Source organism: Mycobacterium gordonae (genome assembly GCF_002101675.1).
Taxonomy (GTDB): Bacteria; Actinomycetota; Actinomycetes; order Mycobacteriales; family Mycobacteriaceae; genus Mycobacterium; species Mycobacterium gordonae.
In genome coordinates this window covers 17448-33397 of sequence record NZ_LQOY01000025.1, presented here as the reverse complement: position 1 = coordinate 33397, position 15950 = coordinate 17448, and the positions used below count along the sequence as shown (strand labels likewise).

The 15950-nt window shown below is 69.9% G+C and carries 3 protein-coding genes; all 3 read left to right on the top strand.

Going from position 1 to position 15950, the window contains the following annotated elements:
- The first annotated feature begins 30 nt into the window (after positions 1-30).
- Genes AWC08_RS04705 through AWC08_RS04695 form a run of 3 tightly spaced genes read left to right on the top strand, consistent with a single transcriptional unit; the run spans position 31 to position 15940 of the window.
- Entirely contained in the window at positions 31-6198 is a 6168-nt protein-coding gene (locus AWC08_RS04705; protein WP_232008045.1) for a type I polyketide synthase, read from the top strand.
- Positions 6198-11552 carry a type I polyketide synthase gene (locus AWC08_RS04700; RefSeq protein ID WP_085087415.1) on the top strand — a complete coding sequence of 1785 codons (5355 nt, stop codon included), beginning with the start codon at positions 6198-6200 and terminating at the stop codon, positions 11550-11552. Before AWC08_RS04705 ends, AWC08_RS04700 begins: the two co-directional genes overlap by 1 nt.
- A gap of 20 nt (positions 11553-11572) precedes the next feature.
- Entirely contained in the window at positions 11573-15940 is a 4368-nt protein-coding gene (locus AWC08_RS04695; protein ID WP_142283409.1) for a type I polyketide synthase, read from the top strand.
- The last annotated feature ends 10 nt before the right edge of the window (positions 15941-15950 follow it).

Genomic DNA, 15950 nt, shown 5'->3' with positions numbered 1-15950 from the left:
CAGACTGCCCCGACACCGGACCGCCGGGCGATCATCACCGAGGCGTTGCGCAAGATCGACGATCTCACAGCGCGCCTGGAGATCGCCGAAGCGGCCAACAGCGAACCGATCGCCGTCGTCGGCATCGGCTGCCGGTTCCCCGGCGGCGTGAGCACCCCGGAGGAGTTCTGGAACCTGTTGCGCGACGGCCGAAGCGGCATCATCCGGGTGCCCGGCGAACGCTGGGATGCCGACGCCTTCTACACCGACGACCACACCGTGCCCGGCACCATCTGCAGCCGCGAGGGCGGCTTCCTCACCGGCTGGCAACCGGAGGAGTTCGACGCCGAATTCTTCGCGATCTCCCCGCGCGAAGCGGCCGCGATGGACCCGCAACAGCGGCTGCTGCTCGAAGTCGCCTGGGAGGCGCTGGAGAATTCCGGTGTTGCGCCGCACACCATCCGCGGCACCCAGACCTCCGTCTTCGTCGGCGTCACCGCCTACGACTACATGGTCAGCTTGGCCGGCCGGCTGCGGCCCGAGGACCTCGACGCCTACATCCCCACCGGCAACGCACTCAACTTCACCGCCGGGCGGCTGGCGTATTTCCTTGGCGCACAAGGGCCCGCGGTCGTCATCGACACTGCCTGCTCGTCGTCGCTGGTGGCGATCCACCTGGCGTCGCAGAGCCTGCGGTCCCGGGAGAGCGACATGGCGCTGGTCGGCGGCACCAACCTGCTGCTCAGCCCCGGACCGAGCATCGCCTGCTCGCGGTGGGGCATGCTGTCCCCGGAAGGTCAGTGCAAGACCTTCGACGCCGACGCCGACGGATACGTGCGCAGCGAGGGCGCCGGGGTGGTGATGCTCAAGCGGCTGGCCGACGCGCAACGGGACGGCAACCGCATCCTGGCCGTGGTCCGTGGTTCGGCGGTCAATCAGGACGGCGCCAGCAGCGGCGTCACGGTACCCAACGGGCCCGCGCAGCAGGCGTTGCTGCGCAAGGCTCTCGCCTCGGCCAAGCTGACACCGGCCGACATCGACTACGTCGAGGCGCACGGCACCGGGACCCCGCTGGGTGACCCGATCGAACTCGACTCGCTGAGCAAGGTGTTCAGCGACCGTGACGGCCGTCAGCCGCTGGTGCTCGGCTCGGTCAAAACCAACCTGGGCCACCTGGAGGCCGCGGCCGGCATCGCTGGTTTCATCAAAACCGTTCTGGCACTGGGCCACCAGCACATCCCGGCGCACCTGAACTTCCGGCAGCTGACACCGCACGTCAGCGAGGGCGTGTCCCGGATGCGCATCGCCGCAGCCGGTATGGACTGGCCGGCCACCGAAGCGCCCCGCCGGGCCGGCGTGTCCTCGTTCGGCGTCAGCGGCACCAATGCGCATGTGGTGCTCGAGCAGGCGCCCGAACCAGTTGCGTCACAAGCCGTCCCGCAGCCGCCCGTCTGCACCCTGGTGGTGTCGGGTAAGACGCCGCAGCGGGTCGCGGCGACCGCTTCGGCCGTAGCGGACTGGTGGGAAGGACCCGGCGCGGAAACGCGGCCGGCCGATGTCGCGCACACGCTCAACCACCATCGCGCCCGGCAGGTCAAGTTCGCGACCGTGGTCGCCCGGAATCGGGCGCAGGCGATAGCGGGGCTGCGCGCAGTGGCTGCCGATCCGGTCTGCAATGACGGTTCCGTCGGGCCGGGCACGGTGTTCGTCTACTCCGGCCAGGGTTCGCAGTGGGTCGGCATGGGCCGCCAACTGCTGGCCGATGAGCCCGCGTTCGCCGCGGCCGTCGCGGACCTGGAGCCGGATTTCGTTGCCCAGGTCGGCTTTTCGCTGCAGCAGACCCTTGGCGAGAGCCGCGAGGTGGCCGGTATCGAGAACATCCAGCCGGTGCTGGTCGGCATCCAGCTGGCGCTCACCGCGCTGTGGCGGCATTACGGCGTGAAGCCCGACGCCGTCATCGGCCACTCGATGGGCGAGGTGACGGCGGCCGTGGTAGCCGGGGCGCTGTCCCCCGCCGACGGCCTGAAAGTGATCGCCACCCGCTCGCGGCTGATGGCCGCGCTGGCCGGACAGGGCGCCATGGCGCTGCTGGAACTCGACGCGTCAGCCACCGCGGCGGCGATCGCCGGCTACCCGGGGCTGACCCTGGCGGTGCACGCCTCGCCGCGCCAGTCAGTGATCGCCGGACCGCCCGAACAGGTGGACGCCGTGATCGCCGCTGTCGCGGCCAGGGACCTGCTGGCCCGGCGCATCGACGTCGACGTGGCCTCACACCACCCCATCATCGACCCCATCCTGCCCGAATTGCGCTCCGCGCTAGCCGATCTGAAACCCAAGCCGCCCACCATCCCGATGCTGACCACCGCCGTCCAGGGGCCGACGCCGGCACTGCTGGACGCCGGGTACTGGGCCGCCAACCTGCGCAACCCAGTTCGGTTCCACCAGGCCATCAGCCTGGCCGCGCAGAGCCACCACACCTTCGTCGAAGTCAGCCCGCACCCGCTGCTCACCTACGCCATCACCGACACCCTGGCCGATGCCGGCGCACGGGTGCTGGGCACCTTGCAGCGGGACACCGACGACACCGTCACCTTCCACACCAACGTCAACGCCACCCACGGCACCCGCCCGCCCGACACACCGCACCCACCCGAACCGCACCCGCTGCTGCCGGGCACCCCGTGGCAACACACCCGGCACTGGATCGATGCCGACTCGACCGCGGGGACACACGCCCATCCCCTGCTCGGCGTCGGCGTCGACGACCCGACCAACGGCACCCGGGTGTGGGAATGCCCGATCGGTCCCGGCCTGCTGTGGCTGGGCGACCACTGCGTCGACGGCGTCTGCGTCCTCCCCGGGGCGGCCTACGCGGAGATCGCGCTGGCCGCGGCAACCGACACCTTCGCCGGCGCGTCCTGGACGATCAGCGAACTCACTCTCGAGCAGCTGATGCACGTCACCGACAGCACGGTGATCGCCACCACGCTCACCGGTGACGAGATGTCCTGCCGGGTCGAAATACGCACGCGCAGCACCGGTTCCGGCTGGATCAAACACGCCACAGCCACACTAGTGCCTGCAATCGCGCCGGGCGAGCCGACGGCACCGGAATCCACCGAAGGCGCCAGCGCTCTCGAGCCTGAGGAGCTGTATCAGCGGCTGCGCGCCGCCGGTCAGCAGCACGGACCCGCGTTTCAGGGCATCGTCGGTCTGTCGGTGTTGCCGTCCGGCGCCGCCCGCGCGCAGGTGCAATTGCCGGCGTCGGCCAAAGCGGGCGCCCGCAAGTTCCTGCTGCATCCGGTGATGATGGACATCGCGATGCAGACCCTCGGCGCGACCGGGCCGGCCACCGAGCTGACCACCGGCGGCCGGCCGGCCATCGTGCTGCCGGTGGGTTTCGCCGGTGTGCGGGTGTTCGGCGATGTGGTGAGCGGGACGACAGCGATCGCGTCCCTCGCCCCGACCGACGACCCCGACCGCCTGGCCGGCCGGGTGTCGTTGACCGACGCCGACGGCCGGCCGGTGCTGGAGATCGACCGCGTCGACATGGCGGTGTTGCGGTCCCCCAGCGGCGCACGGGAACTCGGCAACCGGCTGTTCTCGGTCCAATGGGAGCCCGCGGCGCTGGAGGGGCAGCCCGCGGCGCCCGCGGCGCTGTTGCTGGTCGGCTCCGATGAGCTCGGGCTGCAGTCCGCGCTCGCCGCCCGGATCGGCCGGTGCGACGTGGTTTCCGACGACGAGTCCCTGCACACGGCGATCGGCCAGCGCGACATCGCCTGGGACGGCATCGTGGTGGTCTGCCCGCCCCGCACGTCCGATGAAGCCGAGCCGATCCCGGCCCAACTCGACCTCGCACGCACCCGCACGCTGCGCATCGCCGACATCGTCAGAACGGTGTCGCGGGTGGGTGCCCGTAACAGCCCGCGGCTGTGGATCGTCACGCGCGGTGCGCAACAACTCGACTCCACCGAGTCGGTCACCCTGGCGCAGACGCCGCTTCGCGGCATCGCCCGGGTGCTGACCTTCGAACACCCGGAGCTCAAGACGACTCTGGTCGACCTCGACCCGGACGGCACCCAACCGCTCCCCGGCCTGGTCGACGAGCTCCTGTTCGGCTCCGATCAGGACGAGGTGGCGCTGCGCGCCGGACATCGGTACGTCAGCCGCCTGGTGGCCCCGCCGATGACGTCCGGCCAGCTGGATCCCGAAACCCGCTTCACCACAGTCGATCTCGATGCCGGCGGCGCGTTCACCATGGACCGCGACCTGCAGATGCGGGCGACCACCCGAACCGAGCCCGCCGCCGGCCAGGTCGAGATCCGCGTGCTCGCCGCCCCGCCCGCGAACGGCGATGGCCTCACCGAATGCCTCGGCGTGGTGACTCGCGGGCCGCAAACCGGCACCCGCGTCATCGCCTTCGGCAGCGGCGCGGTCGGCTCCTCCCTCACCGCGGACGCCGAACTGGTCGTCGAAGTCCCCGACGCGTTGTCCGACACCCAGGCGGCCGGCTTCGGGCTCCCCTACGTGACGGCCTGGCATGCGTTGTGCACGGTCGGGCAGGTGGCACCCGGTGAGAAGGTGCTGATCCACCGCAGCGGCGACGGCGTGGACCTGGCCGCCGCCGCCGTCGCGACGATGCTCGGCGCGCAGGTGTACACCAGCGCACCAGCCGACGCCCAGGTTGATGTCGTCATCAATTCGGCACCGGGAGAATCTATTCGGTCCGGCATGCAGTCACTCGCGCCGGGTGGGCGGTTCATCCAGCTGGGCGCGCCCGACACCGCGATCGATCTGTCCGCGCTGGCCCGCGATGCCTCCTTCGCGGCCGTGCGCCCGCAGCCCAGGCGCTACCGCGCCTACCTCGAAGAGATCCTGCAGCACGCTGTCGCGGGCCGGTTGGCGCCGCTCCCGGTGACCGAGTTCGCCCTTGCCGACGCGGCGGAGGCGTTGCGAGTCCTGCGATCGGGCGAACACGCCGGCCGCGTCGTCATCTCCCTGCCACAGACAGGCAGCATCACGGCACTCGCGCCGCCCCCGGCCCAGCCCCTGGTCCGGCCGGACGGGGGCTACATCGTCGCCGGCGGACTGGGCGGTCTGGGCTTCGTGACGGCCCAATGGCTGGTCGAGCGGGGCGCGGGTCTGGTTGTGCTGAACGGGCGTTCGGCCCCGGGGCCCGAGGTGCAGGCATCGATCGACGAGCTGAACAACGCGGGCGGGCGCGTCGAAGTGGTCACCGGTGACCTCGCCGACCCGGAAACCTCGCGCCGCCTGGTGGCCGCCGTCGACGACGCAGGCTTGCGTTTGGCCGGGGTGGTGCACAGCGCGATGGTGCTGGCCGACGAGATCGTGCTCAACATGTCCGACTCGGCGTCGGCGCGGGTGTTCGCCCCCAAGGTGGCCGGTGGCTGGTGGCTGCACGAGGCGACCAAGGATGCGGACCTGGATTGGTGGGTGTCGTTCTCGTCGGTCTCCTCCCTGGTCGGCGCGCCCGGGCAGGGGTCGTATGCCTCGGCGAACTCCTGGATCGACGGGCTGGTCGCCTACCGACGGGCCATGGGGCTCCCCGCGACCGGAATCAACTGGGGCCCTTGGGCGCAAGTGGGCCGCGCCCAGTTCTTCGCCGACCTCGGCGTCTCGATGATCACCCCGGCCCAAGGGCTGGCCGCGATGGAGTTGATCCTCTCGGCGGACCGCGCCCGCACCGGTGTGTTCGCCCTCGACGCTCGGCAGTGGTTCCAGTCGTTTCCTGCCGCAGCGGGATCGTCGTTGTTCGCCACGCTGCAGGAGTCGATCACGGTCGAGCAGCGGACCGGCGGTGGCCGGATCCGCGCCGAACTGGACGCGACCGATCCCGCCGCGCGCCCGGCACGGCTCGCCACCGCCATCGCCGACGAGATCCGGGCGGTGCTGCGCTCGACCGACCCGATCGACCACGACCGGCCGATGGAGTCACTGGGGCTGGACTCCCTGATGGCCCTGGAACTGCGCAACCGGCTGGAGGCGAGCCTGGGCACCACCCTGCCGGTGGCCCTGGTCTGGGCCTACCCGACCATCACCGACCTGGCCGGCGCGCTGTGCGAACGGCTGGGTTACGAGTCACCAACCCCACCGGCCGAGGACCCCGAGGACGAGCCCTTGTCCGATGAGGAAATGGATTTGCTGTCTGACCTGGTTGCGGCCAGTGAGCTGGAAGCGGCGACGGAAGGCGCGGAGTAATGACGAGTCTGGCCGAACGCGCCGCCCAAATGTCACCGAAGGCCCGCGAGGTCCTCGCGCGCGAACTCGTGCGGGCGGGCACCGCATTCCCCACCGACGTCGCCGAGCCGATCGCGGTGATCGGGATGGGCTGCCGGCTGCCGGGGAAAGTGCAAGGGCCGCAAGACTTCTGGCGACTGCTGCTCGACGGCCGGGACACCATCTCAGAAGTGCCCGCCGACCGCTGGGACGCCGACGCGTTCTACGACCCCGACCCCGAGACACCGGGCAAGATGACCACCAAGTGGGGCGGTTTCATCGATGACGTCGCGGGCTTCGACGCCGACTTCTTCGGGATCACCCCCCGCGAGGCCGCCGCGATGGACCCGCAGCACCGCGTGCTGCTGGAGGTGGCCTGGGAATCGCTGGAACACGCCGGGCTGGCACCGGATTCGCTGAGCGGCAGCCGAACCGCCGCGATCATGGGCTTGTCGACGTGGGACTACACCATCGTCAACATCGAGCGTCGCGCGGAGATCGACGCCTACCTGTCCACCGGCACCCCGCACGCGGCTGCGGTGGGCCGCATCGCCTACCTGCTCGGGCTGCGTGGGCCGGCGGTGGCGGTGGACACCGCGTGTTCCTCGTCGCTGGTGGCGGTGCACCTGGCCTGTCAATCGCTGCGGTTGCGGGAAAGTGACGTGGCGCTGGCCGGCGGGATACAGCTGGCGCTGTCACCGTTCGCCGCGATCGCGGTCTCGAAGTGGTCGGCCCTGTCGCCGACCGGCCGCTCAAAGGCCTTCGACGCCATGGCCGATGGCTTCACCCGCGGCGAAGGCTGCGGGGTGGTGGTGCTCAAGCGGTTGTCCGACGCCACCCGCGACGGCGACCGGATCCTGGCGCTGATCCGTGGCTCCGCGATCAACCAGGACGGCCGGTCCAACGGCATGACCGCCCCGAATGCATTGGCTCAGCGTGACGTCATCACCACCGCGTTGAAGCAGGCCGACGTGCCCGCCGAGAGTGTGCATTACGTCGAAGCACACGGCACCGGAACGATTTTGGGCGACCCGATCGAGTTCGAGTCGCTATCGGCCACTTACGGTCGGGGCGAGGGCCGGTGCGCGCTCGGAGCGGTCAAGACCAACATCGGTCACCTGGAAGCGGCGGCGGGTGTTGCCGGGCTGATCAAGGCGATCCTGGCGGTGCAGCACAGCTACGTCCCGCGCAATCTGCACTTCACCCGGTGGAATCCGGCGATCGACGCGTCGTCGACCCGGCTGTTCGTTCCGACCGAAGGCACCCCGTGGCCCGACGGCGCCGGTCCGCGTCGGGCGGCGGTGTCCTCGTTCGGGCTCAGCGGGACCAACTCGCATGTGGTGATCGAGCAGGCACCGGAAGTCGTTGCGGTGCAACCGGCTACCGCTGCCGCGGTGTCGACGCTGGTGGTCTCCGGTAAGACGCCGCAGCGGGTGGCCGCCGCGGCCGGCGTGCTGGCCGATTGGATGGACGGCGTCGACGTGCCGCTGGCTGACATCGCGCACACTCTCAACCACCACCGCGCCCGGCAGGCCAAGTTCGGCACCGTGATCGCCCGCGACCGGGAACACGCCGTTACGGGGTTGCGTGCGCTGGCCGCCGGCAAGCCGGCACCGAATGTGGTAGGCCCTTCGGGCGCCATCGCCGGTACGGGAACCGTGTTCGTCTACTCCGGTCGCGGTTCGCAGTGGGCCGGTATGGGCCGGCGGCTGCTGGCCGACGAGCCCGCTTTCGCCGCGGCTGTCGCCGATCTGGAGCCCGATTTCGTCACCCAGGCGGGTTTTTCGCTCCATGATGTGCTGGCCGACGGCACCGAACTGGTGGGTATCGAGCAGATCCAGCTGGGCCTGATCGGGATCCAGTTGGCGCTGACGGCGTTGTGGCGTTCCTACGGGGTCGAGCCCGATCTGGTGATCGGGCACTCGATGGGTGAGGTGGCCGCCGCGGTGGTCGCCGGAGCACTGACCCCCGCCGAAGGATTGCGGGTCACCGCCACCCGGGCCCGGCTGATGGCGCCGCTGTCCGGGCAGGGCGGGATGGCGCTACTCGAACTCGACGCCGCGGCCACCGAAGCCCTGATCGCCGACTACCCGCAGGTGACGCTGGGCATCTACAACTCACCGCGCCAGACCGTCATCTCCGGGCCGAGCGACGACATCGACGCGTTGATCGAGCGGGCGCGGGCCCAGGACCGCTTCGCCGGCCGGGTCAATATCGAAGTCGCCCCGCACAATCCCGCCATGGACGCGCTGCAGCCGGCGATGCGCGCCGAACTCGCCGACCTGGCACCGCGCACCCCGAGCATCCCGATCATCTCGACCACCTACCAAAGCCCCACCGAAAGTCCTAATGCCACGGCGTTGTTCGATGCCGAACACTGGGCCGTCAACATGCGAAACCCGGTGCACTTCCAGCAGGCCATCACCACAGCCGGCGAGCAGCACCACACCTTTATCGAGATCAGCGCCCACCCGCTGCTGACCCACGCCATCACCGAAACCCTTGACAGTTCTGGTTATCACGCGGTCGGGACGCTGCACCGCGACACCGACGACACCGTCACCTTCCGCACCCATCTCGCGCAGGTCACCAAGAACCCACCGGCGACCACCGGTGGCCGGCTGGCCGACCTCCCCACCACGGCGTGGCAGCACGAGCAGTTCTGGGTGCAGGACCGCTCCTCGATGGCCGAACTGGTGATGAACCACCCACTGCTGGGTGTGCACGTGGAGGTGCCGTCCAGTCACGATCACGTGTGGCAGGCCGACGTCGGGACCGACGTCTCCCCCTGGCTCGCCGACCACCGCGTGTTCGGCCAATCGATCATGCCGGCCGCGGGATACGCCGAAATCGTGCTCGCTGCAGCCAGCGAAGGCCTGGGCCTGCCCGCCGAGAGCTTGTGCATCAACCAACTCGAGGTCGAGCAGATGCTCACCCTGGACAAGCACACCCAGCTGACCACGCAGTTGATCCGCAACGGCGACAGCAAGATCCGCGTCGAAGTTCACTCCCGGGCTCCCGGCGGAGATTGGACGCGACACGCGCTGGCCAGAGTCGAAGCGACGCAGGGCGGCCCCGGATCGGTGCCCGCCAGCGCACCGTCCCAGGCCGCGGTGTCGCCGGCCGATTTCTACTCGCTGCTGCGCCAGACGGGTCTGCACTACGGTCCGGCCTTCGCCGGCCTGACCCGCATCGACCGGTTGGCCGACGGCTCGGTGGAAACCGAGATCACCCTGCCCGACGAGGCGCCCCGGCACCCCGGCTACCGCATTCATCCGGCCCTGCTGGACGCCGCGCTGCAGAGCCTCGCGGCCGCCATGCCCGCCGATGGAGCTACCGAAGCCAGTTACCTGCCGGTCTCTTTCGAGAGTGTGCGGGTGTACGGCAACCCCGGTCGGTATGCCCGCTGCCGTGCGACCCTGACCAGCCTCGACGCGGGCGGCACCGGCAAGCTCGGCCGGATCGTGCTGATGGACGCGGCGGGCAATGTGACCGCGGAGATCAACGACATCTTCCTTCGGTCCGTCGAGCGGCGCAGCGTGCCATTGCCGTTGGGACAGAAGATCTTCGAAGCCGCATGGGTGGACCAACCGCTTTCCGCCGCAACCGCCCCGTCCGCAGCGGGCAGCTGGCTGGTGCTGGCTGCCGGGGCGGCCAAAGCCTCGGCCGAGGAGTTCGCCGCCGGCTGGCGGTCCGAACTTCGTCGGGTGCTCACCGCCGATCTCGACGACGAACCCGCGCTGCTGGCCACCTTCGCCGACGCCGCGGGTGACCCCGACCACCCGCCCGCCGGCGTCGTCGTCTTCGTCGGGGACGCGCCGGACGTAACCCGGGCGCGCGATCTGGTGTGGTCGATCAGCACCGTGGTCCGCGCGATCGTCGGCGGCTGGCACGGCGAACCGCCGCGGCTGTGGCTGGTCAGCCGGGGCGGTCTGGCGGTCGGCCACGAGACCGGGCAACCCGCGGTCGGCGCACTGAAGGGTCTGATCCGGGTGCTGGCCTACGAGCATCCCGAACTGCGGGCCACACTCGTCGATCTCGACAACGACCTCAGCGCATTGAATGCGGAACTCAGCGCACCCGATAGCGAACTCCTGACCACGGTCATCGCCCACCGCGGTGAGCACCGCTACGCCGAACAGCTCACCCGCGCCACACTTGATGGCGCTCAGCGCAATCCGGTGATCCGACCCGGTGCCAGCTACATCATCACCGGCGGCCTGGGTGGCCTGGGCCTGGTGGTGGCGCGCTGGCTGGTGGACGGTGGCGCGGGCCGGGTGGTCCTCAACGGCCGCAGTGAACCCGGGGAGGAACAACGCAAGGTGCTGGCCGAACTGGAGAGCCGCGCCGAAATCGCCGTCGTCCTCGGCGATATCGCGACTCCCGGCGTGGCGGAACGACTCGTCGCGGCGGCCGAGGACGGCAACCGAGGGCTGCGCGGCATCCTGCACTCCGCCGCCGTTATCGACGACGCCCTGCTGTACTCCATGACCAAGGACAGCCTAGACCGGGTCTGGGAGCCGAAAGCCGTTGGCGCGCAACGGCTGCACGAGGCCAGCCGCGGGCGCGAGCTGGACTGGTGGGTCGGTTTCTCCTCGACCGCGTCGCTGCTCGGTGCGCCCGGTCAGGGTGCCTACGCGTGCGCGAACGCGTGGCTGGACGCACTTGTCGCCACGCGCGCCGCGGCCGGGTTGCCCGCCGCGGTGATCAACTGGGGTCCCTGGTCGGACGTGGGTATGGCCCGGACCCTGGCCAGCAGTGTGCTGGATCCGATCACCCCCGCCGAGGGGCTCGCGGCCATGGAATCGTTGCTGGCCAGCGACCGCAGCCACACCGGCGTGGCCCGACTGCGCGCGGACCGCGCCCTGATCGCCTTCCCCGAAATCCGCAACCACGACTTCTTCTCCGCCGTGGTGCGCGAGCTGGAAGCCGCTGGCGGCGGCGATGATTGGGCCGGCCCCGACTCGCTGCGCGACCTGGACCCGGCCGAGGTTGCACGCGTGATGACCGACCTGCTGCGGTCCCGGATCGCGGCGGTGATGGGTTATGCGGACAAATCCGCCGTCGACCCCGGTCTGCCGTTGCTCGACCTCGGCATGGATTCGCTGATGGCCGTGCGGATCCGCAACACCGCCCGCGCCGACTTCGGCGCCGAGCCGCCGGTGGCGTTGCTGCTGCAGGGGGCGACGTTGCACGACCTGACCGCCGACCTGATGCGCCAACTCGGGCTGTCGAGCCCCGATCCGGCCACCGAAACGAGTACCACCGTCCGCGACCGCGCTCAGCAACGCGCGGCGGCGCGACAGAACGCCGCACAGCGGCGGCGGAATCGATGAACTACACGGAGGTTAGACCAGTGAGCATTCCCGACAACGCGATCGCGGTGGTCGGCATGGCCGGCCGGTTCCCCGGCGCCAAAAACGTGTCGGCGTTCTGGGACAACCTGCGGCGCGGCAAGGAATCCATCGTCACGCTCTCCGAACAACAGCTTCGCGACGCCGGCATCAGCGACAAGGCATTGGCCAATCCGTCCTATGTCCGGCGCGCGCCGATCGTCGACGGTGTCGACGAGTTCGACGCCGACTTCTTCGGCTTCCCGCCTTTGGTCGCCCGGTCCCTGGACCCGCAGCACCGGTTGTTCCTGCAGTGCGCGTGGCATGCGCTCGAAGACGCCGGCGTCGACCCGGCCCGCTACGACGGGTCCATCGGCGTGTACGGGACCAGCTCTCCCAGTGGCTATCTGCTGCACAACCTGTTGTCGCACCAGGACCCGAACGCCGTGCTGGCCGAGGGCCTGAACTGGGACCAGCTCAGCATGTTCCTGCAGAACGACAAGGACTTCCTGGCTACCCGCATCTCGCACCAGTTCAACCTGCGCGGGCCCAGCCTCGCGGTGCAGACGGCGTGCTCCTCGTCGCTGGTGGCGGTGCACCTCGCGTGCATGAGCCTGCTGTCCGGCGAATGCGACATGGCGCTGGCCGGTGGCGTGTCACTGTGCGTCCCGCACCATGTCGGGTACTGGCATTCGCCGGGCCAGATGCTCTCGGCGGTCGGGCACTGCCGGCCCTTCGACGTGCGCGCGGACGGCACGGTCTTCGGCAGCGGCGTCGGCCTGGTGGTACTCAAGCCGCTGCAGGCCGCCCTGGACAACGGCGACCGGATCCACGCCGTCATCCGCGGGTCGGCGATCAACAACGACGGCTCGGCGAAAATGGGCTTCGCGGCCCCCAGCGCGTCCGCGCAGGCCGACTGCATCGCCGAAGCCCACGCCGTCTCCGACGTCGACGCCTCGACCATCAGCTACGTCGAAACCCATGGCACCGGAACGCCGTTGGGCGACCCGATCGAAATCCAAGGGCTGCGAACGGCGTTCGAAGCCGCCGAGGAGCCGCGGTCGGCGCCGTGCGTGATCGGGTCGGTCAAGTCCAACATCGGTCACCTCGAGGTCGCCGCCGGCATCGCCGCGCTCATCAAGACCATCCTGTGCCTGAAGAACAAAGCGATTCCCGCGACGCTGCACTACACCAGCCCCAACCCCGAGCTCCATCTCGACGAGACGCCGTTCACCGTGCAAAGCCGTTACGGCGCTTGGGAATCCGACAGTGTGCGCCGCGCCGGGGTCAGCTCGTTCGGCATCGGCGGCACCAACGCCCACGTCGTGGTGGAAGAAGCCCCGCACGTGCCGGCCCAGCCCGAGCCGGAAGGCCCGCAGGTGCTGCTGCTCTCCGCACGCACGGCCGACGCCCTCGGCGAGGCGCGGACCGCGCTGGCCGCCGCGCTGGAACGCCCCAACGCCCCGGTCCTGGCCGACGTCGCCCACACGCTGGCCGGACGCCGCAGGCACCACATCACCCTGGCCGCCGTCGCCCCCGACCGGGCACAGGCGATCACCCTGCTGCGTGCCGCCGAACACGACAACGTCTTCGTCGGCGAGTCCCCGGCTGACGGTCAAGACGCGACCACCGACCAGGTCGTCTTCCTGTTCCCCGGCCAAGGTGCCCAGCATCCCGGCATGGCCAAGGGCCTCTACGACACCGAGCCCGTCTTCGCCGAGCACTTCGACGCGTGCGCCACCGCGTTCCAAGCGGAACTGGGCCTGGACCTGCATGAGGCCATATTCGGCGGAACGGCCGCGGATCTGGAGCGCATCGACCGCTCCCAGCCCGCGCTGTTCACCGTCGAGTACGCGCTGGCGAAGCTCGTCGACAGCTACGGCGTGCGGGCCGGTTCCTACATCGGTTACAGCACCGGCGAATACATCGCGGCCACCCTGGCCGGCGTCTTCGACCTGCAGACCGCCGTCAAGACGGTGGCCCTGCGCGCCCGGCTGATGCACGAGTCGCCGCCCGGAGCCATGGTCGCGGTCGCACTCAGCCCGGCCGACGTCGCTCAGCACCTGGTGCCCGGGGCCGAGGTGTCCGCGGTCAACGATCCGGGCAACTGTGTGGTCGCCGGGCCCAAGGACGCGGTCCGCGCGTTCACCCAGCGGCTGGGCGAGCAGGGCATCCCGGTGCGCCGAGTACGCGCCACCCATGCCTTCCACACCAGCCAGATGGACGGCATGCTGGGCGAATTCCGGGAGTTTTTGGCCGGCCAGCAGCTCAAAGCTCCGCAGACTCGCCTGTTGAGCAACCTCACCGGAACGTGGCTGACCGACGAGCAGGCCACCGATCCGGACACCTGGACCCGCCAGATCAGTTCCACCATCCGTTTCGCCGACGAGCTGGACGCGGTTCTGTCCGCTCCGAATCGCATTCTGGTCGAGGTGGGCCCTGGAGGCAGCCTGACCGGTTCGGCAATCCGGCACCCCAGGTGGTCGAGCGGCAACCGCTCCATCCGGCTGATGCGCCACCCCATTCAGCAGGCCGACGACCGCGACACCTTCCTGCGCGCACTCGGCGAACTGTGGTCGGCCGGCGTCGGCGTCGACTGGTCACCCAGACATCCGGTAGCGCCACGGCTGGTCTCGCTGCCCGGCTATCCGTTTGAACGGCAACGGCATTGGATCGAACCCAAGCCTACGGTCTGGGAGCCGGCCGCGACGACCAACAACGGCGTGTCCGTCGCTCACCACACCGAACCCGCCGTCGAGGCCGCCGGGCCGTCGCAGACCGGCATCACCCTGCAACGCGTCTGGCAGCAATGCCTCGGGGTGCCCTCGATCGACCCGAACGCGAATTTCTTTGATCTGGGCGGTGATTCGCTGATGGCCATCAGCATCGCGATGACCGCCTCCAACGAGGGCCTGAGCATCACCCCACAGGACCTCTACGAGCACCCGACCCTGGCGTCTCTCACGGCCGCAGTGGATGCCGCCTTCGCGGCCAGTGGTCTGGCCAAACCGCCCGAGCCCGAGGCGAACCCGGCGATACTGCCCAACACCACCTACTTCCTCGAGCACGGCCTGCACGACGGCGGCCGCTGGCGGGTGCCGCTGATCCTGCGATTGGACCCGAAGGTGAGCCCGGACGACATCCGGGCGGTGCTGACCGCGGTGTGCAACCACCATGACGCGTTGCGGCTGCAACTGGTCGACAACGCCGGCGTCTGGGAACAGCACATCGGCCCGCACACCGATTTCACCGCGCTGGTGACCCGGTCGCTGCCAGAGGGCACCGAACCTGTGTCGGTGCTCACCGAAGTGGTTGGCGAGCAGGGTGATTCGACCGCGCCGCTGATCGCCGTGCACATCACCGGCAACTCCGGCGGCCCGAACTATCTGGGGCTGGGCGTGCACGCGATGGTCGCCGACACCGCCTCACACCAGATCCTGGGCAGCGACATCGTCGTCGCGTTCGGTCAGCATCTGGCCGGCGCCGAGATCACCCTCGAACCGCCCGCCACCGGGTGGCGGGAATGGTCGCAGCGGACGGCCGCCCTGGCGACACACCCGGCGGCGCTGGAGACCCGACAGTTCTGGACTGACAACGCCGCCAAGGTGACCCGCTGGCTGGCCGAGCCCGCCACGACGCCGCCTACCGGGGCCGACCTCATCAAGGTGTCCGGCGCCCTCGACGCCGAGCAAACCTCCGAACTCGACGACGCCCGGCGCAGGTTCCGGCGCTCGATCCAGGAGATCCTGCTGACCGCACTGGGCCGCACCATCGCCCAAACCGTCGGCGACGGAGTGGTCGCCGTGGAACTCGAAGGCGAGGGACGCTCGGTGCTGCGGCCCGACGTCGACCTGCGCCGCACCGCCGGGTGGTGCACGACCTACTATCCGGTGCCACTGGCCTGCGCCGGCGGTGAGGGCTCCGCGGTGATCGAACAACTCGACGCCGTACACAAGACCCTGAAAGCAGTGCCGCACTACGGCATCGGCTACGGGCTGCTGCGCTACCTCTACGCGCCGACCGGGCGTGCGTTCGGGGCGCAGCGCACACCCGACATCCATTTCCGTTATGCCGGAACGATTCCGGAGCTTCCGCCCGTCGACGCGCCGGTGCACTTCGAATCGGACGTCACCATGCCGGTACGCGAAACCATCCCGGGGCTGGGGCATGCCGTCGAGGTGCGCGTGTACCGGTTCGCCGGCTCCACGCATCTCGACTGGTGGTACGACGCCCGGCGGATCGCCGCGGACACGGTGCAAGCCCTGGCGCGGACATTCCCGCAGGCACTGCGCGAGCTGATCCAGGAGGGTATCGCCGCCGAGCAGCTGGAGAGCGAGATCGCCGGCGTGACCGAAGCGGGTGCCCTGGTGGACCTGTCGAGCCTTGACTGAGGAGACTGGG